Here is a 23,035-nt window from a genome sequence, read left to right as displayed (position 1 = left end):
CCCCCCCCCCCCCCCCCCCCCCCCCCCCCCCCCCCCCCCCCCCCCCCCCCCCCCCCCCCCCCCCCCCCCCCCCCCCCCCCCCCCCCCCCCCCCCCCCCCCCCCCACGACTGCGCGCCGAGCGACCACCGCCGGCCGCCCTTGTGCTCTGCTCACCCGGGGTGAGCAGAGCACAAGCGTGCCGGACAGGTGCCCCGGTGGCGCCGGATCACGCGGTCCGAGCGGCCGGTCGGTGCCCGGCGTCCAGCGCGCGGAAGCGGGCCAGCGCCACCACCGAGACCACCGGCCCGGCGGCCAGCAGCACCAGCGTCCACCGCCAGGTGACCAGCTCGGCGAGGTAGGGCAGCGCGCTGATCGTCACCACGGTGAGCAGGAAGCCGGTGGCCGTCTGCACGGTCAGCGCGGTGCCCACCCAGCGACGGTCCGCGACCTCGCTGAGCAGCGTCGAGTACATCGCCGAGTCGGCGATCACCGCCGCGCCCCACACGCAGACGAACACCGCCAGCGCGGCCGTCGGCCACGACCAGGCCCACGGCGACAGCAGGCAGCACACTCCGCTCGTCGCCACCGCCACCGCGGCCACCGGTGCGCGCCCCCACCGCCCGGCCAGCCAGCCGGCGAGCACGCAGCCGGCCGCGCCGCACAGGCCGAAGGCGACCAGCGCGAGCAGCGCCACCGCCGACGCCGACGTCCCGGGCGCCACCTCGGCGCGGGAGGCGGTGAGCCAGGCGGCCGCCCAGGCCCACAGCGCGTACAGCTCCCACATGTGGCCCAGGTAGGCGAGGTTCACCAGCCGCGGGCGGGGCGCGCGGAACCCGTCCAGCGCCTGCGCCGCGCGCGGGGGAGTGCCGACCGCCAGGTGCGGCCCGGCGCGCAGCAGCGCCACCGCCAGCAGCCCGGCCACCGCGCCGCAGCCGGCGGCGACCGCCAGCACCGCGCGCCACCGCTCACCGATCAGCCCGACGAACAGCTGGGGGAGCAGCGACCCGAGGGTCAGCGCCCCGACCAGCACGCCGAGCGCCAGCCCGCGGCCCCGCGCGCCGAACCACGAGGCCATCAGCTTCATGCCGATCGGGTAGACCAGCGCGAGACCCGCGCCGGTCAGGAAGCGCAGCGCCCCGCCCGCCAGCGGGCCCTCGGCCACGGTCGCCACCAGCAGCGTGCAGCCGGCCGAGCCGAGCGCGCCGGCGGCGAACAGCCGCTCCGGGCGCACCCGGTCGGCGAGCCCGGTGACCGCCGAGGTCAGCGCCCCGGCGACGAAGCCCAGCTGCACCGCGACGGTCAGCGCCACGCCGCCGCCGGTGCCCAGCCGCCAGTCGGCGCGCAGCAACGGCAGCACCGCCGAGGCGGAGAACCACACCGCCAGCGCCAGCACCTGGGTGAGCGCGATCAGCGCCAGCTGCCGGTACGGCCCGGTGCGCGCGACGTCGAGGGGGTCTCCCGGCACGCCGGTCAGCCTGCCCTCTGCTGCTCCGGCCGTCGCACCCGGCGCCCAGCACCTACTCTCGGGGGCATGCCCGGACCCGGACGCCAGCCCGACATGCAGCAGATCCTCAAGCAGGCGCAGCAGATGCAGCAGCAGCTCGCCGCCGCGCAGGAGGAGCTCGCCCAGGCCGAGGTGACCGGCTCCGCCGGTGGCGGCCTGGTGACCGCGACGATGACCGGCAGCGGTGAGGTCACCGCGGTGACCATCGCGCCGGCCGCGGTCGACCCCGACGACGTCGAGACCCTGCAGGACCTCGTCGTGGCCGCCCTCCGCGACGCCCAGCGCGCCGTCAGCGACCTGACCGCCTCCACCATGGGACCGCTGGCCGGCGGCCTCGGCGGCGGTGGCGGCGGCGGCCTGGGCCTGCCCGGCTTCTGATCCACCCCCGCGGGGCCCCGGCCGCGGCCGGGCCCCGCCCCTGTCTCTGCCCTTCCCGAGGAGAACCGTGTACGAGGGCGCTGTCCAGGACCTGATCGACGAGCTCGGGCGGCTGCCCGGCGTCGGGCCCAAGAGTGCGCAGCGCATCGCCTTCCACCTGCTGGCCGCCGAGTCGGCCGACGTGGGGCGGCTGGTGGCGGCCCTGCAGCGGGTGCAGGCCGAGGTCCGCTTCTGCGTGACCTGCTACAACGTCGCCGAGGGCGAGCAGTGCCGGATCTGCCGCGACCCGCGGCGGTCGCTCGACGTCATCTGCGTCGTCGAGGAGCCCAAGGACGTCGTCGCGATCGAGCGCACCCGCGAGTTCCGCGGGCGCTACCACGTGCTGGGCGGCGCGATCAGCCCGATCGAGGGCATCGGCCCCGACGACCTGCGGGTCAAGGAGCTGATGACCCGGCTGATGGACGGCACGGTCACCGAGCTGATCATCGCCACCGACCCCAACCTGGAGGGCGAGGCGACGGCCGCCTACCTCGCCCGGCTGGTCGGGCCGCTCGGGCTGGCCGTCTCCCGGCTGGCCAGCGGCCTGCCGGTGGGCGGCGACCTGGAGTACGCCGACGAGGTCACCCTGGGCCGGGCCTTCGAGGGCCGCCGCCGCATCGACGCCTAGCCGCGCTGGTGCCGAGACCTGCGATCTCGTGGCCACCTGGCCCGTGAGCCTCCGAGATCGCAGAAGTCGGTCTGGTCCGGGAATGGTTGAGGGTTCGATCACAGCGGGGTCTCGGAAGTGGCGGCTGCCGCGGGGGCTTGGCACTCTGGACGGGTGGTCGAGCCGGGTTCGCTGACGCGTCGTCGCGCCGTGGACCTGATGCGCGTCGCCAGCACGCTCTGACACCGCGCCGTCCCCCTCTCCTCGGAGAGGCTCCCGGACGGCGGCCGTGCGCGACGACGCCGGCCTCCGGGAAACAGTGCCCGACCGCCCGCACCTGCCCGAGGACCCAGCCCCCATGATCGAGCTGTCCGACGTCCGCAAGGTCTTCCCCGCCCGCCGCGGTGCCGGCGAGGTGGTCGCCGTCGACGGCGTGAGCCTGTCGGTCGCCCGCGGCGAGTTCGCCGGCGTCGTCGGCCCCAGCGGCTCGGGCAAGAGCACGCTGGCCCGGCTGGTGAACCTGCTGGAGCGGCCGACCTCGGGCACGGTCGCCGTCGACGGGCAGGTGCTCACCGACCTCGACGACGACGGCGTCCGCCGGGCCCGCCGCAGCGTCGGGATGATCTTCCAGCACTTCCACCTGCTCGACTCCCGCACCGCCGCCGGCAACGTCGAGCACCCGCTGGAGCTGGCCGGCGTGGGCCGTGCCGAGCGCCGCGCGCGGGTCGCCGAGCTGCTCGACCTGGTCGGGTTGGCCGACCGGCACGGGTCCCGGCCCGGGCAGCTCTCCGGCGGGCAGAAGCAGCGGGTCGCCATCGCCCGGGCGCTCGCCGCCCGGCCCAGCGTGCTGCTGTGCGACGAGGCGACCTCCGCGCTGGACCCGGGGAGCACCGCCGGCGTGCTCGACCTGCTCCGCACCGTCCGCGCCGAGCTCGGCCTCACCGTGCTGCTGATCACCCACGAGATGGCCGTGGTGAAGGCCGTCTGCGACAGCGCCGTCCTGATGTCGGCCGGCCGGGTGGTCGACGGCGGCCCGCTCGCCGAGGTGCTCACCCGCCCGGACTCCCCGCTGGCCGCCCAGCTGGTGCCCGCACCGCCGGTCGACCCCACCGCCGACGGCGACCTGGTGGCGGTCACCGTCACCGACGCCGCGCCCGAGGCGCCGGTGCTGCGGGTGCTCGCCGGGGAGCTGGGGCTGTCGGTCGAGGTGGCCGGCGGCTCGGTGGAGTCCGTCGCCGGCCGCCGGTTCGGCCGGCTGGTGCTGCGGGTGCAGGGCGACGACGGCGGCCGGCTGGACACGGCGCTGACCCGGCTGCGCGCCGAGGGCGCCCTGGTCGAGCGGGCCGTGCCCACCGGGGAGCGCCGGATGCCGGGCGCCGACGACCAGCCCGAGGACGACGGGCCGCCCGACGTCCAGCAGCTCGCCGACGCCCCGGAGGTGCAGCGGTGAACTGGGACCGGATCGCCCCCCAGCTGGTCGACGCCACCGGCGAGACCCTGTACATGGTCGGGGTCTCCACCGTGCTCACCGTGCTGCTCGGCGTCCCGCTCGGGGTGCTGCTCACGGTCACCGCGCCGGGCGCGCTGGCCCCGCACCCGATGCTCAACCGGCTGCTCGGCCTGGTGGTCAACCTGGGCCGCTCGCTGCCGTTCATCATCCTGCTGGTGCTGGTCGCCCCGGTCACCCGCGGCATCGTGGGGACGACGATCGGGTCGACGGCGACCATCGTGCCGCTCACCATCGGCGCCGTCCCGTTCCTGGCCCGCCTGGTCGAGACCAGCCTGCGCGAGGTGGCGCACGGCAAGGTCGAGGCCACCCTCGCCATGGGCGCCCGCCGGCGGGACGTCGTCCGCACCGTGCTGCTGCCCGAGGCGCTGCCGTCGGTGGTCGCCGGCGTCACCGTGACCGTCGTCGCGCTCATCAGCTACTCGGCGATGGCCGGGGCGATCGGCGGCGGCGGGCTCGGCGACTTCGCCATCCGCTACGGCTACCAGCAGTTCCGCACCGACATCACCGTGGTCACCGTCGTGGTGCTGCTCGCCGTCGTCCAGGCCCTGCAGTGGGCCGGCGACCGCTGGGCCCGCCACCTCGCCCACGCCTGACCCCCCCACCCACCGAACAACAGAAGAGGAACCCCATGCGCTCGAAGCTGGCCCTGACCGCCGCCGCGGTCACCACCGCCCTGACCCTCACCGCCTGCGGAGGCGGCGACGCCGAGCTGTCGTCCACCGACGAGCCGTTGCGCGTCGGCGCCTCGCCGGTGCCGCACGGGGAGATCCTGCGGTACATCGACGACGAGCTCGCCGAGGACGCCGGGCTGGACCTGGAGATCGTCGAGTTCACCGACTACGTGCAGCCCAACACGGCGCTGGACGACGGGTCGATCGACGCCAACTACTTCCAGACCATCCCCTACCTGGAGGAGCAGGAGGCCAGCGCCGGGTACGACTTCACCCCGTTGGCGCCGGTGCACATCGAGCCGCTGGGCATCTACTCGGAGTCGCTGACCGACCTGGCCGACCTGCCCGACGGCGCGACCGTGGCGATCCCGAACGACCCGACCAACGCCGGCCGCGCGCTGCGCCTGCTGGCCGCCAACGACCTGATCACCCTGGCCGACACCGGGGACTCCGCACCCACCGCGCTGGACATCGAGGAGAACCCGAAGAACCTCGCCATCACCGAGATCGAGGCCGCCCAGCTGCCCCGCTCGCTGACCGATGTCGACGCCGCGGTGATCAACGGCAACTACGCCATCGACGCCGACCTGGTGCCGGCCGAGGACGCGCTCGCGCTGGAGGAGGCCGAGGGCAACCCCAACGCCAACCTGCTGGTGGTCCGCACCGGCGACGAGGACGACGAGCGGATCCAGCAGCTGGAGGAGCTGCTGCACTCCGACGAGGTGCGCACCTTCATCGAGGACACCTACGAGGGCGCGGTCATCCCGGCCTTCTGACCCGCCGCCCCGTTCCGCCAGAATGGCCATTCTGGCGGAACGGGGTCACTCCTGGACGACGACGTCGTCCCCTCGCCGGACCGCCCGGCGCACCCGCAGCCGGGCGACCTGGCCGAACCAGCGCACCAGCGTGGTGTAGCCCGGCGTGGGCCCGTGCCAGCCGAGGAAGCCGCGCGGGCCGGCGACCATCTCCCCGGTGGAGGTGTCGTAGCGGGCCTGGTGCCACGGGCAGACCAGGCAGCCCTCGGCGTCGACGGTCCCCTGCGCGAGGTCGCCCAGCTGGTGCCGGCAGCGGCGCGAGACGGCGGCCAGCCGCCCGTCGGCGTTGACCACCGCCCAGGAGCCGGCGGGGCGGACGGCGCCCGGGGGCAGGTCGGCGGCGGGCACGCGATCGGGTTCGGGCACAGGGGCCTCCGGCTCTCAGGGCTGGTCTCGGCGGGTGCCCGGCTCCTTACCCACGGCAGCGACACGGGAGACCTCCGCGGGGATGCCGGTGGACCGGGTCCCGCGGGCCCCGGAACCGTCGGAGGCCGTTGGGACGGTCGCCTCCTCGGCCGTCCGACCGAGTGCAGTCCTTCCCGAGGAGGAGACATGCCCACTCGCGACACCGCCTGGCCGCCCGGCACCCCGTGCTGGGTCGACCTGGGCGTCCCCGACGTCGACGCCGCCCGCGACTTGTACGCGGCGCTGCTCGGCTGGACCTACGCCGACCCGGGGCCCGACTCCGGCGGCTACCTGATGTGCCTCAAGGACGGGCACGAGGCCGCCGGCCTGGGGCCCCAGCAGGACCCGGCCGACCCTCCACGGTGGACGACGTACTTCGCCACCGACGACGCCGACGCGACGGCCGCACGCGTGACGGCGGCCGGCGGGAGCGTGCTCGCCCCGCCGATGGACGTCGGCCCGGCCGGCCGGATGGCGCTGGTCGCCGACCCGCAGGGCAACACCTTCGGGCTCTGGCAGGCCGGCACCACCACCGGGGTCCAGGTGTTCAACGAGCCAGGTTCGCTGGTCTGGAACGAGGTCGCCGTCGACGACCCGGGCGCGGCGCGGGAGTTCTACTCCGCGGTCTTCGGCTTCCGCTTCGAGGAGATCCCGGACGCCGGCGGGTACAGCACCTTCGCGACGGGCGAGCGGCCGCTGGGAGGGCTGGGCGGAGTCACCGAGGGCCTGCCGCGGGGCTGGCTGACCGCCTTCGCCGTCGCGTCCACCGACAGCGCCGTGGCCACGGTGGAGTCCCGCGGCGGGAAGGCGCTGATGCCCGCCGAGGACACCCCGTACGGCCGGGTCGCCGTGCTCGCCGACCCGCAGGGTGCGGCGTTCGCGGTGATGCAGGACCTCGGCGGCTGACGGACGCACCGGTCAGGACCTGACATCCGGCACCTGTCCGACGCCGGCCGCGACCGGCAGGGTCGGGACAGGCGCCGCCGGGCGGGTCCGGCCCCGGACCGTGGCACGGCGCCGGGCCCGAGGGGAACCGGTGCGATGCGCGACCTCCTGCTGTCGACGCACGTCCTGCTGGGAGTGGGCGGGCTGCTCCTCGGCCCGGTATGGCTGGCCGCCCGGCGGTCCGGTCGCCGGGCGCGGGGAGCAGCCCGCGCCTACCAGGCCGCTGTCGCAGGGGTGGCCGTCTCGGCGGTGGCCCTGGCGGGAACGGCGCCCGGCCTGGGCTGGCTGGTGCCGGTGGCGGTCGGCACCGAGGTGCTCGCGGTCACCGGGGCGCTGGCCCGCCGCCGGAACTGGTCCGGCTGGCGCAGCTGGCAGCCGCACCTGCTCGGCGGCTCCTACATCGCGCTGGTCACCGGAGTGCTGATCGCCGAGACCGGCAACCCGGTCTTCTGGGTGCTGCCGGCGCTGGTCGGGCAGGTCCCCATCGCGGTGGCCAAGCGGCGGCTGCACCCGCCGGCGGAGCCCGGCACGCCGGTCACAGCCTGATCAGCCACGATGGGGACATGCGCCCGTCCGTACGATCCCTGACCGTCGGCGTCCTCGGTGCGGCCGGCGTGCTGCTCGGTGCCGGGCCGGCCCTCGCCGTCGAGCCGTTCGCCCCGACCGAGCAGCTCGTCGACCAGGCCGACGTGCTCAGCCCCGCGGAGGAGGCGGAGGTCGAGTCGACGCTGCAGGAGCTGCAGGCCGAGGAGGGCACCCAGCTCTACGTCGTCTACGTCGACTCCTTCGACGGGCTGCCCCGCGGCCAATGGGCCGAGCAGGCCTTCGACCTGGCCGGGCTGGGCACGAACGAGGCACTGTTCGCGGTGGCCACCGAGGGGTTCACCGCCTTCGAGGTGGGGCCCAACAGCCCGCTGACCGAGGCCGAGTTCGCCACGCTGGTCACCCGCGACGTGGAGCCGCAGCTGGGTGCAGGTGACTGGGCCGGGGCCGCGGTCACCCTCGCCGAGGGGATCGGCACCGGCGGTGGGTCGCCCGGCTCGACCGCCGGGGGAGCCGCCGGCGGCGGCGATGGCGGCGGCGGGGGAGCGCTCGCGGTGCTGGTGGGCATCGCCGTCGTCGGTGGCGGCGGCTACGCCCTGGTGCGCAGCCGCCAGCGCAAGAAGCAGGCGGCGGCCCAGCAGCGGGCGGCCGAGGAGCGCGCCGCCGCCGAGGCGGCCGCCCGCGACCCGCACCACGGCACGCCCACCGAGCAGCTGATGTTCCGGGCCAGCGAGGAGCTGCTGGCGCTGGACGAGGCGGTGAAGACCTCCGAGCTCGACCTCGCCTACGCCCGGTCGCAGTACGGCGAGCAGCCGGTCGCCGGGTTCCAGGAGGCGCTGGACGCCTCCAAGGGAGAGCTGTCCCGTGCCTTCGGCATCCGCCAGGAACTCGACGACGACATCCCCGAGGACGAGCCCACCCAGCGCCGCATGCTCACCGAGCTGCTGCAGCTCACCGCCTCGGCGTCCGCCCGGCTCGACGACCAGGCGGAGGCCTACGCCCGGCTGCGGCACCTGGAGGAGTCCGCTCCCGAGGCGTTGGCCGCGCTCCAGCCGACCGTCGATGCGGTGCGCGCCCGGCTGCCCGAGGCCGAGCGCACGCTCCAGCAGCTGCAGCAGCGGTACGCCCGGAGCGCCTGGTCGCCGGTCGCCGACAACGTCGCCGAGGCGCAGGCGCGGGCGGAGCTCGCCGAGCAGGCGCTCGCGCACGGCCGGTCCGAGCTCGACGAGGGGCGCACGGCGGCGGCCGTGCCGGCGGTCCGCGCCGCCGAGGACGCGCTGGCGCAGGCCCGCACCCTGCTGGACTCGGTCGGCCGGGTCGCCGGCGAGCTGGCCGCCGCGGGCGACCGGTTCACCGCGGTGCGCGTGGAGACCGAGAAGGACATCGCCGAGGCGCACGCGCTGCTCGGCCGGGGTGTGGACACCCCCGGCCTGCGGGAGCAGCTGGCCCGGGCGGAGAGCGCGCTCGCCGCGGCCACCGCCCAGTGGCAGCCACGCGACGGGGCGCTGCCCGACCCGCTCGAGATCGTGCGGCAGCTCGACGAGGCCGATCTCGCGTTGGAGGCTGCCCTCGAACCGGCGCGGGACCTCCGCCAGCAGCAGCAGCGCGCGGCCGCCCACCTGCAGCAGGCGGTGCGGGCGGCGGACACCTCCATCGCGGTCGCCCAGGACTTCATCGCCACCCGCCGCGGCGCCGTCGGCAGCGTCGCCCGCACCCGGCTCGCCGAGGCCGACCGCAGTCTGGACGACGCCTCGCGATCGGCGGCGGACGACCCGGTCGCGGCGCTGCGATCGGCCCAGCGGGCCGATGCGCTCGCCCGGCAGGCGCTGGCCCAGGCCCAGCAGGACGTCGAGGACTACATGTCCGGCGGCTACGGGGGCGGCTACGGCCGTGGCGGGTACGGCGGGGGCTACCGGCGCGGCGGGTTCGGCGGCGGGGTGGCCGGGGGCGTGGCCGGCGGCATGCTCGGCGGGCTCCTGCTCGGCGGCCTCGGCGGCGGGTACGGGGGCGGTTTCGGCGGCGGCGGCGGTGGCGGCGGCTTCAGCGGTGGCGGCAGCTTCGGTGGTGGCGGCTTCAGCGGTGGCGGCAGCTTCTGAGCGCTCCGGTCGGCAGGCGGCCGGCCTCGAGCCGGGCGGTGGACGTGACGTAGCTCCCGGGTGAACGGCCGGGGGATCACATCTCGATCACAGGTGACCCCCCGCCGTCCCGGCTGGTGGGACAGGTGTGTTAGTCATGCATCTCCCATGACCACAGGCGGCCGGGGGTCGGCGCCTGTGCGCCGACCCGGCCGCCTGAACCAAGAACGAGGTGGCGGATGAACTCCGTGTCCAGGAGCGGCCGGCGTGCGCTGGTCGCGACGGCGGGCATCACGGCGACGGCGCTCGCGCTGGCGGCGTGCGGTGGCGGCAGTGACGACGGCTCCGGTGGGGGCGGCGGCGACTCGCTGATCATCGGGACCAGCGACAAGATCACCACGATCGACCCGGCCGGTTCGTACGACAACGGCTCCTTCGCCGTGATGAACCAGGTCTACCCGTTCCTGATGAACACCCCGCTGGGCAGCCCGGACGTCGAGCCGGACATCGCCGAGTCCGCGGAGTTCACCTCGCCGACGCAGTACACGATCACCCTGAAGCCGGGCCTCACCTTCGCCAACGGCAACGAGCTGACCTCCTCCGACGTCAAGTTCTCCTTCGACCGCGTGATCGCGATCAACGACGAGAGCGGCCCGGCGTCGCTGCTGTACAACCTGGACAGCATCGAGACCCCGGACGAGCAGACCGTGGTGTTCAACCTGAAGTCGGAGAACGACCAGGTCTTCCCGCAGATCCTGTCCAGCCCGGCCGGCCCGATCGTCGACGAGGACGTCTTCGCCGCCGACGCGCTCACCCCGGACCAGGAGATCGTCGACGGCCAGGCCTTCGCCGGCCCGTACACGATCACCGACTACGACCAGAACAACCTGGTCTCCTACGAGGCGTTCGACGGCTACGACGGCCTGCTCGGCGCCCCGCAGACCGACGAGGTCAGCGTCCGCTACTACGCCGACGCCTCGAACCTGAAGCTGGACGTGCAGGAGGGCAACATCGACGTCGCCTTCCGCAGCCTGAGCGCCACCGACGTCGAGGACCTGCGCGGCAACGACGACGTCCAGGTCGTCGACGGCCCCGGCGGCGAGATCCGCTACATCGTCTTCAACTTCAACACCCAGCCCTACGGCGCCACCACGCCGGAGGCCGACCCGGCCAAGGCGCTCGCCGTGCGCCAGGCCGTCGCCAGCCTGATCGACCGCGAGGAGCTGGCCGAGCAGGTCTACAAGGGCACCTTCACGCCGCTCTACTCCTTCGTGCCCGAGGGCCTCACCGGCGCCATCGAGCCGCTCCGGGAGAAGTACGGCGACGGCGAGGGCGGCCCGGACGCCGACGCCGCCGCGCAGCTGCTGGAGGCCGCCGGGGTGGAGACCCCGGTGCAGCTCAACCTGCAGTACTCCAACGACCACTACGGCCCGTCCTCGGGTGACGAGTACGCCCTGATCAAGGACCAGCTGGAGTCCTCCGGGCTGTTCGCCGTCGACCTGCAGACCACCGAGTGGACGCAGTACTCCGAGCAGCGCACCGCCGACGTCTACCCGGCCTACCAGCTCGGCTGGTTCCCGGACTACTCCGACGCCGACAACTACCTGACGCCGTTCTTCCAGACGGAGAACTTCCTGGGCAACCACTACTCGGACCCGCAGGTCGACGAGCTGATCATCCAGCAGGCGACCACGGCCGACCCGGCCGAGCGGCAGGCGCTGATCGAGCAGATCCAGCAGCTGGTGGCCGACGACCTGTCGACCGTGCCCTACCTGCAGGGCGCCCAGGTGGCCGTCACCGGCACCGACGTCGACGGCGCCCAGGACACCCTGGACGCGTCGTTCAAGTTCCGGTACGGCGCCCTGTCCAAGGGCTGACCACCCCGCACCACCCCCGGCCCCGGGCGCCCCGCACCTCGCGGGTCGCCCGGGGCCGGGCACGTCCGGCCGTCCCCCGACGGCCGCCTGATGGACTGAGAGCGATGACCACGACCTCCGAGCTGGCCGGGAACGCCACCGAGCCGGCCGCACCACCCGCGCGCCGCCGGCGGCGCAGCGGCGGCGGACTGGGGAGCTACCTCCTCGTCCGCTTCCTGCTCATCTTCCCGACGATCTTCATCCTGGTGACGACCGTCTTCTTCCTGATGCGCGCCACCGGCGACCCGATCACCGCCGCGCTCGGCGGCCGGCTGCCGGCCGACCAGCTGCAGGAGCGGATCCGGGAGGCCGGGTACGACCGCCCGCTGTTCACCCAGTACCTCGAGTACCTGGGCAACGTCGTCCGCGGCGACTTCGGCACCACGCTCAGCGACCGGCGCCCGGTGACCGAGGTGCTCACCACCTTCGGTGCCGCCACCCTGGAGCTGGCCTTCTACGCCCTGCTGGTCGCCTTCGTGGTGGGCATCCCGCTGGGGCAGCTCGCCGCCTACATGCGCGACCGCGCCCCCGACGCGATGCTGCGGGTCTTCGCGATCCTCTGCTACGCCACCCCGGTCTTCTTCGCCGGCCTGCTGCTCAAGCTCGTGTTCGCCGTCCAGCTGGGCTGGCTCCCGGTCGCCGGGCGGGCCTCCACCCGCACCGAGATCGAGCTGTCGCGGCTGGACGGGCAGACCGGCATCTACCTGGTCGACGCCCTCCGCACCGGCGACCCCGACGTCATCAGCGACGTGCTGCAGCACGCCGTCCTGCCCGCGGTGGCCCTCGGCCTGCTCACCGCCGGGGTCTTCCTCCGGCTGGTGCGCACCAACGTCATCGGCACGCTGGGCAGCGGCTACGTCGAGGCGGCCCGCTCGCGCGGCGTCGGGGAGTACCGGCTGCTGCGCAAGCACGCCTACCGCCCGGCGCTGATCCCGATCATCACCGTCATCGGCATGCAGATCGCCATGCTCATGGCCGGCGCGGTGCTCACCGAGACCACCTTCGAGTGGAAGGGCCTGGGCTTCCAGCTCGCGCAGTACCTGCAGGCCCGCGACTTCGTCGCCGTGCAGGGGATCGTGGCGCTGCTGGCGGTCATCGTCGCGGTCACCAACTTCGTCGTCGACGTCATCGCCGCGCTCATCGACCCCCGGGTGAGGTACTGAGATGGCCACCACCGCCGCACCCGCGGGCCGCCACCGGACCTGGCGGCAGCTGCCCGTCGTCCACCAGCTGCGGCAGAGCGTCGGCCTGCAGCGCGGCATGCTGGTCGCCGGGCTGGTCCTCGCCGGCGTGTTCGTGCTGACCGCGGTGTTGGCACCGCTGCTGGCGCCCTACGAGTACAGCCAGCTGCGCGACGCGCAGGGCCCTTTCGGCGCGCAGCAGTCGCCGTCGGCCGACCACTGGCTCGGCACGACGGTCGGCGGCTACGACGTGCTGTCCCGGGTGATCTGGGGCTCCCGCACGGCGCTGTACGTCATCGTCGTCGCGATCGCGCTGTCGCTGGTGCTCGGCGTGCTGCTGGGCCTGGTCTCCGGCTACTTCGGCGGCTGGCTGGACCGGGTGCTGGTGGTCATCGCCGACGCGGTGTACGCCTTCCCCCCGCTGCTGCTGGCGATCGTCGTGGCGATCGTCATCAGCGGTGGTCGGTCGAGCATGTGGAACGGCATCCTCGCCGCGGCGATCTCGATCACCGTGGTCTTCATCCCGCAGTACTTCCGGGTGGTGCGCGCGGAGACGGTGCGGATCAAGTCCGAGGCGTTCGTGGAGTCCGCCCGGGTGATCGGCGCCAGCAACCGGCGGATCATGCTGCGCCACGTGCTGCGCAACGCCACCCGCACGCTGCCGCTGATCCTGACGCTGAACGCCTCCGAGGCGATCCTCACCCTCGCCGGGCTGGGCTTCCTCGGCTTCGGCATCGAGCCGACGTCGGCCGCCGAGTGGGGCTTCGACCTCAACCGCTCGCTGTCCGACGTCACCAGCGGCATCTGGTGGACCTCGCTGTTCCCGGGCCTGGCGATCGTGCTGGTCGTGCTCGGGCTGACGCTGGTCGGGGAGAGCCTCAACGACCTGGCCGACCCCCGGCTGCGCACCCGCCGCCGGGCCGCCCAGCAGCAGCCCGAGGGGCTGGCCGAGGTGGCCGCCGTGCCCGGCGGTGCGCTCACCGCCGGGCCGGGCGGCGTCGACGGGCTCGAGGACCAGGGACGGGGAGACCGGGCATGACCACCACCAACGCAACCGGGCTGGGCAGCGGGGACACCTCCCGGGAAGCCGTCGTGGAGATCCGCGACCTCGCCGTCTCCTTCGCCACCGACGCCGGCACGGTGGCCGCCGTGCGCGACGTGTCGCTGACGGTCGCCGCCGGCGAGGTGCTGGCCATCGTGGGGGAGAGCGGCAGCGGCAAGACGGTCACCGCCCGCACCATCCTCGGGCTGCTGCCGGAGACGGCGACCGCGCGCGGCGCGGTCGTGCTGCGCAGCCGGGACGGCGGCAGCTCGCACGACGTCGTCTCCCTCTCCGGCGGCCAGCTGCGGCAGGTCCGCGGGCAGGACGCCGCCATGGTGTTCCAGGAGCCCTCGACGGCGCTCAACCCGGTGTACCCGGTGGGCTGGCAGATCACCGAGGGCCTGCGCGCGCACGGCAAGCTCAGCAAGGCCGAGGCGCGGGCCAAGGCGATCGACGTGCTGCGCCGGGTGGGCATCCCCGACCCGGAGACCCGGATCGACCACTACCCGCACCAGTTCTCCGGCGGGCAGAAGCAGCGCATCGTCATCGCCCAGGCGCTGGTGCTCGACCCCGGCGTGATCGTCGCCGACGAGCCGACCACCGCTCTCGACGTCACGGTGCAGGCGGAGATCCTCGACCTGCTGCGCCGCTGCCGCGACGACTTCGGCGCCGCGATCGTGCTGATCACCCACAACATGGGGGTGGTCGCCGACCTCGCCGACCGGGTCGCGGTCATGTACCGCGGCGAGCTGGTCGAGCAGGCCGACGTCCGCACCCTCTTCGCCGCGCCGAAGGAGCCCTACACCCAGCAGCTGCTGGCCGCCGTCCCGCGGCTGGGCAGTGGATCGGTGAACGCGCGGGCGCGCGCCGAGCAGCGCGCGCCGGGCTGGGCCGAGACCACCCCCGTGGTCTCGGCACGGGACCTGCGGATCGTCTACCCGGGCCGGCTGCGCAAGCCGGACTTCACCGCCGTCGACGGCGTCAGCTTCGCCATCCGCCCCGGCGAGGTGCTCGGGCTGGTGGGCGAGAGCGGCAGCGGCAAGACCACGATCGGGCGGGCGATCGCCGGCCTGACCAAGGTCAGCGGCGGGTCGCTGCAGGTGCTGGGCACGGAGATGAACGGGATGAGGGAGCGCACCTTCCGCCCCGTCCGCGAGCGGATCGGCTTCGTCTTCCAGGACCCGGCGACCAGCTTCAACCCGCTGCTCACCATCGCCGACGCGGTGGCCGAGCCACTGGTGGTGCACAAGCGGGCCAAGGACCCCCGCGCCGCCCGCCGGCGGGTCGACGAGCTGCTGGAGGCGGTGCAGCTGCCCAAGGCCTTCGGCGACCGGTACCCCCACGAGCTCTCCGGCGGGCAGCGGCAGCGCGCCAGCCTGGCCCGCGCGCTCGCGCTGGACCCGGAGCTGCTCATCGCCGACGAGCCGACCTCGGCCCTGGACGTCTCGGTGCAGGCCCGGGTGCTGGAGCTGTTCGCCGACCTGCAGCGGGAGCTGGGGTTCGCCGCGCTGTTCATCAGCCACGACCTCGCCGTCGTCGACCTGCTGGCCGACCGGATCGCGGTCCTGCTGCGTGGCCGGCTGGTCGAGGAGGGGACGGGCGCGGAGGTGCTCGGGGCGCCGCAGCACGCCTACACGCGTCGGCTGCTGGCCTCGCTGCCGGTGCCCGACCCCGACCAGCAGGCCGGCCGCCGCGCCGAGTGGGAGCGGCTGCGCGCCGACGCCTGAGCCAGCCGCCGGTCCAGCCGCGCGCGGTCGCTCCGGGGGATCAGGTGGGCTGATCGTGCTCGCTCCTGGCTCAGCTCAGGAGGTGAGCCAGGAGCACCGGCGGTGAGCTCAGCTGATCGTGGGCGGGCGGGGGGTCAGCGGGAGCGGGGGTCCTCCTCCGGCTCCCGGTCGCCCACGCCCAGCTCGTCGGTGTGCGTGCGGTCGGTCAGCGGGGCGCCGGTGAGGCGGGCCGCCTGGCCCACCTCGAAGCCGGCGATCGGCACGGTGAACAGCTGCAGCACGGCCGCCACCAGCAGGACGACGACCGCGCCGGTGTCCGGTGTGCGCAGCGCCACCCCGAGCAGGACGAGGACCAGGCCCAGGCTGGCGGCCTTGGTCACGGCGTTGGTCCGGTTGTAGACGTCGGGCAGCCGGAGCAGCCCGAGGGCGGCGATGGCCACCAGCGCCACCCCGGCCAGCAGGACCACGTCACCCAGGGCGCTCACCGGGACCGCCTCGCGACCAGCCGGGCCAGCGCGACGGTGGTCAGGAAACCGACCAGCGTGCCGACCAGGACCAGGTCGAGCAGCGCGGGCGCCCGCATCCGCACGGAGAGGACGGCGACCGCGCACAGCGTCACCGCGAAGCCGAAGTCGACCGCGAGGACCCGGTCGGCGTCGGTCGGGCCGAGGACGACCCGCCCCACGGCCGCCAGCAGGGACAGCGCGAGCACCGCCAGCGCCGCGTCCAGCACCATCAGCTCTCCTCCCGATCCGGAGCGGCGCCCGGCCCGGAGGCCCGGTCGGGCACCTGCCCGCTGCGCCGCCAGGCGGTCAGCATCCGGTCCTCCAGCTGGTACAGCTCGGCCCGGGTCGCGGCCACGTCCGGGACGTGCATCGTGTGCACGGCCACCTCGACACCGCCCCCGGAGGGCCGCCGGTCCGTCGAGGCGATCACCAGCGTGCCGGGGGTCAGCCCGACCAGGGCGATGAAGGACGCGACCTCCAGGTCGGTCCGCCCCGCCAGGTGCAGCCGGAGGACGGCGGGGGTGACGCCGGTGCCCGGGGTGACGATCTCCCGGGCCACCTGCAGGTTGGCCCGCAGGAAGCGCCCGGCGTAGTGGACGGCGAAGGCGGCCAGCCGGCCCGCGTGCCGCAGGGTGCGCACGACCTCGTTCACCGGCCGGTCACCGCCGCCACCCAGCCGGCGGGGTCGACCAGGCCCGCGGCGGCCGCCTCCGCGGCCTGCAGCAGGGGCTCGGCCCAGATGCCCAGCACCAGCGCGCCCGCGGCCAGCAGCAGTGGCGGTCCGACGAGGGCGGCCCGTGCGCCGCGGCCCGGACGGGTCCGGGTGGTCGTGCCGCCCGGACCGTCCCCGGCCAGCTCGGGCCCGTCGACCCGCTGCGGCGGACCGTCCTCGGCCGAGGCCCAGAAGACGCCGTTCCACACCTTCAGCATCGACACGAGGGTGATCAGGCTGACCGCGAGCAGCGCCGCCAGCACCCACCAGGCGCCCTCGGCCGCCGTGGCGGTGGCCAGCTGCAGCTTGCCGACGAACCCGGACGTCGGCGGGATGCCCACGAGGGCGAGCGCCGAGCCACCGAACGCGACCGCGAGCAGCCGCTCACGGTGCACCAGCCCGCCGAGGTCGTGCAGGGAGTCGGTGCCGTACCGGGTCCGGAGCGCGCCGCCCACCATGAACAGCGCGGCCTTGACCAGGACGTACTGGACGAGGAAGAACAGCGCCGCGGTGAGCCCGGCGAGCGTCGCGAGCCCCAGCCCCACCACCACGTAGCCGATCTGGCTGACCATGTGCGAGATCAGCACCCGCCGCACGCTGCCCTCCCCGACCGCGGCGAGCACCCCGACCACCATGGTCAGGACGGCGGCGGTCAGCAGCAGCCAGCGCAGGTCCGGGTCACGGTCGAACAGCACGGCGTAGAGCCGGAACAGCACGTACAGCCCGACCTTGGTGAGCAGTCCGGAGAACAGCACGGTCACCGCCGGCCCGGTCACCGCGTAGGAGCCGGGCACCCAGCTGTGGAACGGCACGACCGCCGACTTCACCGCCATCGCGAGCATCGCCACCCCGGCGGCGAGCGCGGCCGGGGTGCCGGCCGCGGCCACCCCGGCGAGCTCGCCGAGCTGCACGGTGCCGGCCACCCCGTAGAGCAGGCCGGTGCCGGCCAGGAACACCGTCGAGGCGAGCAGGTTCACCGTGACGTAGAGCCGGCTGCCGGCCACCCGTTGCCGATCCCGGCCCAGCGCCACCAGCACGTAGCTGGGGACGAGCATCACCTCGACGAAGACGAACAGGTTGAACAGGTCGGCGGTGAGCAGCACACCGGAGACGCCGGCGGACATGACCAGCACCAGCGGCACCGTCAGCGGGGCGTCGTCCTCACCGGTGCCGATCGCGTACACCAGGCCGAGCAGGACGACGACCGAGGTCAGCAGCAGCACGAGGGCGCTGAGCGCATCGGCGGCGAAGGTGATTGCGATGACCGACGGCCACCCGGCGACGCGCAGCACCGGGACGTCACCGTCGAGCGCGCCGGCCAGCAGCACCGCGGCCACCACCACCACCGCGGCGGCCACCGCGAGCCCCACCGCGCGGTCGACCGGGGAGGGCCCCGGCCGGCGCCGGCCCAGCAGGAGCAGCAGGCCGGCGGTGAGGAGGGGCCCGAGGACCGGGGCGGCCAGCAGCGCGCTCACCGGGGGCCGTCCGCGTCGTCGCCGGCCACGTCCGGCGCGGGGTCGTCGGCCGGGTCGGGGGCGACGTCGACCGGGACGCCTGCCTCCGCGGTGCTGCGGTCGGCCGACGTGCCGTCGTCCTCCGGCTGCACCCGGCCGGCCCGGGCCAGGCCCAGCAGGTAGACGGTGATGGCGAAGGTGATCACGATCGCGGTCAGCACGAACGCCTGCGGCAGCGGGTCCGCCGCCGGCTCGTCACCGCCCTGGCCGGCGAGCGGCAGCCCGCGCCGGTGGGGGCCACCGGCGGAGACCAGCAGCAGGTTCACCGCATGCCCGAGCAGCACGAAGCCCACCACCACCCGGAGCAGGGTGCGCTGCAGCACCAGGTACACCCCGGCGGCCATCAGCAGCCCGACCGCCACCGCGGCGGTCACCGGGCGCCCCCGGCGACCGTGGCCTCGGCGCCGGTGGCGGGTGTGCGGCCCCCGTCGTCGCCGGAGGCCCGGTCGGCGAGCGTGTCGACGGTGGCGGTGACCAGCCCGATCACCAGCAGGTACACGCCCGCGTCGAAGACCAGCGAGGAGCCGATGCCCAGCGCGTACAGGCCCGGCACCTCGAAGGGCTGCAGCGGCGGGGCGCCCCACAGCAGCGGCAGCAGGGCCACGCCGAGCAGCACGAGCACGCCGGCCCCGACCAGCGGCCGGGCCCGCAGCGCGCGCCCCAGCCGCTGGTACGGACCGAGGACGAGCCGCTGGAGCGTCACCGCGACGCCGGCCACCAGGGCAGCGATGAAGCCGCCGCCGGGGGCGTCGTGCCCGCGCCAGAGCAGGAAGGCGGAGAGGGCCAGCATGCCGGGCACCAGCAGCCGGGTGCTGACCCGCAGCACGACGTCCTCGGTGGGGGTGCCGGTGCCGGCGATGGAGTCCCGGACCCCGCTGGCCGGTGGGCGCGCGGTGCCGGCCCGGGCGCGCAGCACCAGCAGCCCGAGCGCGGCCACGCCCACGACCAGGGACTCCAGGAGCGTGTCCAGCCCGCGGAAGTCGACCAGGACGGTGTTCACCACGTTCTCCCCGCTGGTGAGCTCCTCGCCCCGGGTCAGGTAGAACTCCCCCGCGGGGGAGAGGTCGCGGCGGCCGGTCAACGCGGCGGTGGCCCCGGCACCGGCCAGCCCCACCCCGACGGCGAGGGGCGCGGCCGGCCCGCGGCGCGCCGGCCCGCTCCGCGGGAGCCCGACCGGGGTGCCGCGCAGGACGAGCACCACCACCACCCCGCTGAGCACCTCCACCAGCAGCAGGGTGATCGCCACGTCGACGGCGCCGGCGAGCACGAACCACACCGAGACGAGCAGCCCGACCAGGCCGACCAGGCCGATCAGCACCAGGGCCGACCCGGTGGCGACCGCCCCGGCCAGCGCCAGGGCCAGCAGCACCAGCAGCGGCCACTCCACCGGCTCCGAGCTGCCGGCCCGCGGGGGCAGCTCGCCGAGGGCGGCGACACCCACCCCGGCCAGCACGAGCAGCCCGAGCACCGGGCGGGCCAGGTGGGCGGCGAGGACGGGCACCCGGTCGGGGCGGCCGACGGCGGCACCCGCGGCGAGCAGCCCGGCATGCGCGCGCTCGAACAGCTCGCTGCCGTCGGGCAGGCGCATCCGCTGCAGCACCCGGTCCACGGCGTCCCGCCGCCAGAACATCAGCAGCCCCGCGGTGAGGGTGACCGCGGACATGCCCAGCTCGGGCGTGAACCCGTGCCACAGGTAGACCTCCGGGGGCTCCCCGCCGGGCAGGGCGGCGCCGGTGGCGGCGTCCACCAGCGGGTCCAGCAGCGCGACGGCCGGGCCGAGCAGCAGGCCGGCGACTGCGGCCACCGCGGCCGGGGCCAGGAAGGCCGGCGCCGGTTCGTGCAGGTCCGGCGGTTCGGTGGCGCCCCCGCCGAACGCGCCGTACACGATGCGCGCGCTGTAGGCCACGGTGAACGCGGAGGCGAGCACCGCCGCGGACGCGGCGACCGGACCGGCCCAGGGTGCCAGCTCGGTGTCGAGGAAGGCGGCGAACAGGTACTCCTTGCTGACGAACCCCAGCAGTGGCGGCACCCCGGCCAGCGACAGCGCCGCCAGACCGGTGAAGGCCGCCGTCCAGGGCATCACCCGACGCAGCCCGGACAGCTCGCGCACGTCGCGGCGGCCGGTCTCCTCGTCGATGATCCCGACCAGCATGAACAGGGTGGCCTTGAACAGCGCGTGCGCCACCGTGTGCAGCAGCGCCGCGGCGAGCGCCTCGGCGGTGCCCACGCCGATCGCCGCCACCAGCAGGCCCAGCTGGCTGACCGTCGACTGGGCCAGCACCGCCTTGAGGTCGTGCTCGCGCAGCGCCATCACCGCCCCGACCACCGCGGTGGTCAGGCCGACCACGATCAGGGTCGCCTGCCAGGCCGGCTCGTCGGCGTACAGCGGGCTGAACCGGATCAGCAGGTAGATGCCCGCCTTCACCATGGTCGCCGCGTGCAGGTAGGCGCTCACCGGCGTCATCGCGACCATCGCGCCGGGCAGCCAGAAGTGCACCGGCAGCTGGGCCGACTTGGTGAACGCGGCGACCGCCAGCAGCACCCCGACGGGCAGCGCCACCGGGGAGTCGAGCACCACGGCGGGATCGGCGAGGACGGCGGACAGCCGGGTGGTGCCCGCGGTCACCGAGACCAGCACCACGGCGGCCAGCAGCGCCAGCCCTCCGGCGACGGTGACGAGCAGGGCCTGCCGGGCGGCCCGGGTCGCCGGCGTGCCCGCGGTGGAGACGAGGGCGAACGAGCAGAGGGTGGTCAGCTCCCAGCAGAGGTACAGCACCACCATGTCGTCGGCCAGCACCAGCCCGACCATCGCGGCGGCGAAGAAGGTCAGCAGCGGGTAGAGCGGCCCGTGGGCGTCCTCCTCGTCGATGTAGTGCGGGCAGTAGGCCAGCACGAGGGCGCCGACGCCGAGCGCGATCAGGCTGAAGACCAGCGAGACGCCGTCCAGCCGCAGGGTGAGCGAGACGCCCAGGCTGGGCAGCCACTCCGCCGACCACTCGACCACCGAGCCGGCCAGCACCGCTCGGGTGTGGGTGAGCAGCACCCCGCCGACCAGCAGGAACCCGACAGCCAGCACGTACCCGGTGGCGCGCCCCAGTCGGCGGGCGAGCAGGGGGGCGAGCGCGGACAGGGCGAGCAGCAGCCCGAGGGCGACGAGCAGGCTCACCGGGCGGCTCCAGGGGTCGCGAACGGGACTGCCGACCAGACTTCCCGGCACACCTCGCCCGAATCTAGGGGCTGCGGCCGGGCCCGGCAGGCCGGGAGCCGGGCGCAGGGTTGCTCGCAGTCGGGCGCGAGGCGCTCGAGATCGGCGACGTTCCGGAACGCAGACGTCTTGCGTCGGCGGGCTCCCGGGGGCAGAGTGTGACCGCTCCCACACCGAACGCTCATCCTTGTGCACCGGAGTGAGAGCGCTCCCACGGTGCTCGCCGTGGGTCCTCCGACGACAGGACGACGATGTTCTCGACTCCCCGCTGCCGACGTGCGGCGCTGCTGGCCGTCTCCGCGGTGATCGCGGTCGGCCCGCTCGCGGTGGCCGGTCCGGCCGCCGCGGCCCCGCCGGCCGGCTCCGGCCCGGTGACCACGGCGCCGGCCCCGGCCCCTCCGCTGGCCCCCGGCACCCGCTTCACCACCCCGGTGCCCGACCCCGGCGCCGTCCGGCAGACCGTCGACCTGGTGGAGCAGCACCGCTTCGCCGACGCCGAGCTCATCGCACGCGAGGCCGCCACCCCGCAGGCCACCTGGTTCACCGACGGCACCCCGAAGGAGGTGCGGCACGAGGTGCGCCGCGCGGTGACGCTGGCCACCGCGACGAAGACCGTGCCCACCTTCGTCGTCTACAACGTCCCCGGCCGCGACTGCTCGCAGTACAGCTCCGGCGGGGCGGCCGACGACGCGGCCTACCGCGCCTGGGTCGACGGCTTCGCCGCCGGGCTGCGCAAGGGGCAGCAGATCACCGTGGTCATCGAGCCCGACGGGCTGGCGCTGATGCCCGGTGACTGCCCGCCCGGCACCTACCCGGAGGGCACCGCGCCCACCGACGAGGGCCGGCTGGCCGACATCGCCTACGCCGCCGCGGCGATCGAGCGCGCGAACCCGGCAGCGCTGGTGTACCTGGACGCCGGCCACGTCGGCTGGCACGCCGTCGGCGACATCGCCGAGCGGCTGGCCGCTGCCCAGGTCGAGCAGTTCCAGGGCTTCGCGCTCAACGTCTCCAACTACCAGTACACGGCCAACCTGCAGCAGTACGGCACCTGGATCTCCTCCTGCTTGACGCTGATCACCGTCGCCGCCCTCCCGTCGGGGGAGTGCGGCAGCCAGTACTGGAGCGGCGGGCCGGCCAACGACTTCCAGGGCGTGGAGCTGGACCCGATGCAGCAGTGGAGCGACACCGCAGCCGACCCGGTGGCCAACACCGCGGGGGTGAACAGCCGCTACGCCCAGCAGCTCGGCGAGCTCGACCCCACCGCCCACTTCGTCGTCGACACCAGCCGCAACGGCCAGGGCCCGTGGGAGCCGGACACCGCCTACCCGGACCCGCAGACCTGGTGCAACCCGCCGGCGCGGGGTCTCGGCCCGCGGCCGGAGGCGCAGCCGGCCGCGGAGTTCCCGCTGCTGGACGCGCACCTGTGGGTCAAGACGCCGGGGCAGTCCGACGGGCAGTGCAACCGCGGCATCGCCGGGTCGACCACCGACCCGGAGTGGGGCGGCATCGTCGACCCCGCCGCCGGGGCCTGGTTCCCGGAGCAGGCGCTGGAGCTGGCGCAGCTGGCGGTCCCGCCGCTGCGCTGAGCAGGTCCCCGGCCGCCCCGCCCCTGGCGCGGGGCGGCCGGCTCCCGCGGGCACGGTCGTGGGGGGGGGGGGGGGGGGGGGGGGGGGGGGGGGGGGGGGGGGGGGGGGGGGGGGGGGGGGGGGGGGGGGGGGGGGGGGGGGGGGGGGGGGGGGGGGGGGGGGGGGGGGGGGGGG

General features: G+C 75.2%; 21 protein-coding genes. 13 read left to right on the top strand and 8 right to left on the bottom strand.

The features are described 5' to 3' along the window. Nucleotides 1–206: 206 nt before the first annotated feature. The gene (locus tag ACI783_RS18635) at nucleotides 207–1,445 is read right to left on the bottom strand and encodes an MFS transporter (RefSeq protein WP_457141833.1); all 1,239 of its coding nucleotides are present in this window, start codon (nucleotides 1,443–1,445) and stop codon (nucleotides 207–209) included. A gap of 66 nt (nucleotides 1,446–1,511) precedes the next feature. Between ACI783_RS18635 and ACI783_RS18630 the strand changes: the two genes are divergently transcribed. The 5 genes from ACI783_RS18630 to ACI783_RS18610 all read left to right on the top strand — a co-directional run bounded on the left by ACI783_RS18630 (nucleotide 1,512) and on the right by ACI783_RS18610 (nucleotide 5,465). Next, nucleotides 1,512–1,862 carry a YbaB/EbfC family nucleoid-associated protein gene (locus ACI783_RS18630; RefSeq protein WP_457141832.1) on the top strand — a complete coding sequence of 117 codons (351 nt, stop codon included), beginning with the start codon at nucleotides 1,512–1,514 and terminating at the stop codon, nucleotides 1,860–1,862. Nucleotides 1,863–1,929: 67 nt separating this feature from the next. Next, nucleotides 1,930–2,529, top strand: coding sequence for a recombination mediator RecR (recR, locus tag ACI783_RS18625; protein WP_457080149.1), 600 nt, complete (start codon nucleotides 1,930–1,932; stop codon nucleotides 2,527–2,529). A 337-nt stretch (nucleotides 2,530–2,866) separates the two neighbouring features. Continuing rightward, nucleotides 2,867–3,958, top strand: a complete 1,092-nt coding sequence (locus tag ACI783_RS18620) for a methionine ABC transporter ATP-binding protein (protein ID WP_457141831.1) — start codon at nucleotides 2,867–2,869, stop codon at nucleotides 3,956–3,958. Then, a complete protein-coding gene (locus ACI783_RS18615) occupies nucleotides 3,955–4,611 on the top strand; it encodes a methionine ABC transporter permease (RefSeq protein ID WP_457141830.1) in 657 nt (218 codons plus the stop codon). The genes ACI783_RS18620 and ACI783_RS18615 overlap by 4 nt, the downstream gene beginning before the upstream one ends. Before the next feature lie 35 nt (nucleotides 4,612–4,646). Then, on the top strand, nucleotides 4,647–5,465 hold the full coding sequence (locus tag ACI783_RS18610) for a MetQ/NlpA family ABC transporter substrate-binding protein (RefSeq protein WP_457141829.1): 819 nt from the start codon (nucleotides 4,647–4,649) through the stop codon (nucleotides 5,463–5,465). A 45-nt stretch (nucleotides 5,466–5,510) separates the two neighbouring features. Here ACI783_RS18610 and ACI783_RS18605 read toward each other — a convergent pair whose 3' ends face one another. Then, nucleotides 5,511–5,870 (bottom strand): Rieske (2Fe-2S) protein, encoded by a 360-nt coding sequence (locus tag ACI783_RS18605; RefSeq protein WP_457141828.1) that lies wholly within the window; start codon nucleotides 5,868–5,870, stop codon nucleotides 5,511–5,513. A 186-nt stretch (nucleotides 5,871–6,056) separates the two neighbouring features. On the opposite strand from ACI783_RS18605, the gene ACI783_RS18600 reads away from it, so the two are divergent. The 7 genes from ACI783_RS18600 (at nucleotide 6,057) to ACI783_RS18570 (ending at nucleotide 15,338) form a co-directional block, all read left to right on the top strand. Next, nucleotides 6,057–6,815 carry a VOC family protein gene (locus ACI783_RS18600; RefSeq protein WP_457141827.1) on the top strand — a complete coding sequence of 253 codons (759 nt, stop codon included), beginning with the start codon at nucleotides 6,057–6,059 and terminating at the stop codon, nucleotides 6,813–6,815. Between the two features lie 135 nt (nucleotides 6,816–6,950). After that, nucleotides 6,951–7,400: a hypothetical protein gene (locus tag ACI783_RS18595; RefSeq protein WP_457141826.1), complete on the top strand. Its 450-nt coding sequence runs from the start codon at nucleotides 6,951–6,953 to the stop codon at nucleotides 7,398–7,400. 17 nt (nucleotides 7,401–7,417) lie between these two features. Further along, nucleotides 7,418–9,493: a TPM domain-containing protein gene (locus ACI783_RS18590; protein WP_457141825.1), complete on the top strand. Its 2,076-nt coding sequence runs from the start codon at nucleotides 7,418–7,420 to the stop codon at nucleotides 9,491–9,493. A gap of 218 nt (nucleotides 9,494–9,711) precedes the next feature. Continuing rightward, on the top strand, nucleotides 9,712–11,349 hold the full coding sequence (locus ACI783_RS18585; protein ID WP_457141824.1) for an ABC transporter substrate-binding protein: 1,638 nt from the start codon (nucleotides 9,712–9,714) through the stop codon (nucleotides 11,347–11,349). A 104-nt stretch (nucleotides 11,350–11,453) separates the two neighbouring features. Continuing rightward, complete coding sequence (locus ACI783_RS18580) at nucleotides 11,454–12,551, top strand: ABC transporter permease (RefSeq protein WP_457080168.1); 1,098 nt, start codon at nucleotides 11,454–11,456, stop codon at nucleotides 12,549–12,551. Nucleotide 12,552: 1 nt separating this feature from the next. Then, nucleotides 12,553–13,608: an ABC transporter permease gene (locus ACI783_RS18575; RefSeq protein ID WP_457141823.1), complete on the top strand. Its 1,056-nt coding sequence runs from the start codon at nucleotides 12,553–12,555 to the stop codon at nucleotides 13,606–13,608. Next, the gene (locus ACI783_RS18570; RefSeq protein WP_457141822.1) at nucleotides 13,605–15,338 is read left to right on the top strand and encodes a dipeptide ABC transporter ATP-binding protein; all 1,734 of its coding nucleotides are present in this window, start codon (nucleotides 13,605–13,607) and stop codon (nucleotides 15,336–15,338) included. The genes ACI783_RS18575 and ACI783_RS18570 overlap by 4 nt, the downstream gene beginning before the upstream one ends. A 134-nt stretch (nucleotides 15,339–15,472) precedes the next feature. On the opposite strand, the gene mnhG is transcribed toward ACI783_RS18570, so the two are convergent. The 6 genes from mnhG to mbhE are packed head-to-tail and all read right to left on the bottom strand — an operon-like array spanning nucleotide 15,473 to nucleotide 21,236. Continuing rightward, on the bottom strand, nucleotides 15,473–15,823 hold the full coding sequence (mnhG, locus tag ACI783_RS18565) for a monovalent cation/H(+) antiporter subunit G (protein ID WP_457141821.1): 351 nt from the start codon (nucleotides 15,821–15,823) through the stop codon (nucleotides 15,473–15,475). Continuing rightward, nucleotides 15,820–16,074 carry a monovalent cation/H+ antiporter complex subunit F gene (locus ACI783_RS18560; RefSeq protein ID WP_457141820.1) on the bottom strand — a complete coding sequence of 85 codons (255 nt, stop codon included), beginning with the start codon at nucleotides 16,072–16,074 and terminating at the stop codon, nucleotides 15,820–15,822. Before ACI783_RS18560 ends, mnhG begins: the two co-directional genes overlap by 4 nt. Beyond that, nucleotides 16,074–16,496: a Na+/H+ antiporter subunit E gene (locus ACI783_RS18555; RefSeq protein ID WP_457141819.1), complete on the bottom strand. Its 423-nt coding sequence runs from the start codon at nucleotides 16,494–16,496 to the stop codon at nucleotides 16,074–16,076. The genes ACI783_RS18560 and ACI783_RS18555 overlap by 1 nt, the downstream gene beginning before the upstream one ends. Then, nucleotides 16,493–18,031 carry a monovalent cation/H+ antiporter subunit D family protein gene (locus ACI783_RS18550; RefSeq protein ID WP_457141818.1) on the bottom strand — a complete coding sequence of 513 codons (1,539 nt, stop codon included), beginning with the start codon at nucleotides 18,029–18,031 and terminating at the stop codon, nucleotides 16,493–16,495. Before ACI783_RS18550 ends, ACI783_RS18555 begins: the two co-directional genes overlap by 4 nt. Continuing rightward, nucleotides 18,028–18,444 carry a sodium:proton antiporter gene (locus tag ACI783_RS18545; protein WP_457141817.1) on the bottom strand — a complete coding sequence of 139 codons (417 nt, stop codon included), beginning with the start codon at nucleotides 18,442–18,444 and terminating at the stop codon, nucleotides 18,028–18,030. Before ACI783_RS18545 ends, ACI783_RS18550 begins: the two co-directional genes overlap by 4 nt. Beyond that, nucleotides 18,441–21,236 (bottom strand): hydrogen gas-evolving membrane-bound hydrogenase subunit E, encoded by a 2,796-nt coding sequence (gene mbhE / locus ACI783_RS18540; RefSeq protein ID WP_457141816.1) that lies wholly within the window; start codon nucleotides 21,234–21,236, stop codon nucleotides 18,441–18,443. Before mbhE ends, ACI783_RS18545 begins: the two co-directional genes overlap by 4 nt. 290 nt (nucleotides 21,237–21,526) lie before the next feature. Here mbhE and ACI783_RS18535 point away from each other — a divergent pair, with 290 nt between their 5' ends. Next, complete coding sequence (locus ACI783_RS18535) at nucleotides 21,527–22,861, top strand: glycoside hydrolase family 6 protein (RefSeq protein ID WP_457141815.1); 1,335 nt, start codon at nucleotides 21,527–21,529, stop codon at nucleotides 22,859–22,861. Nucleotides 22,862–23,035: the final 174 nt, after the last annotated feature.

The sequence above is a fragment of the Modestobacter sp. SYSU DS0511 genome, assembly GCF_054050755.1.
This window is presented reverse-complemented; position numbering and strand designations above follow the sequence as displayed.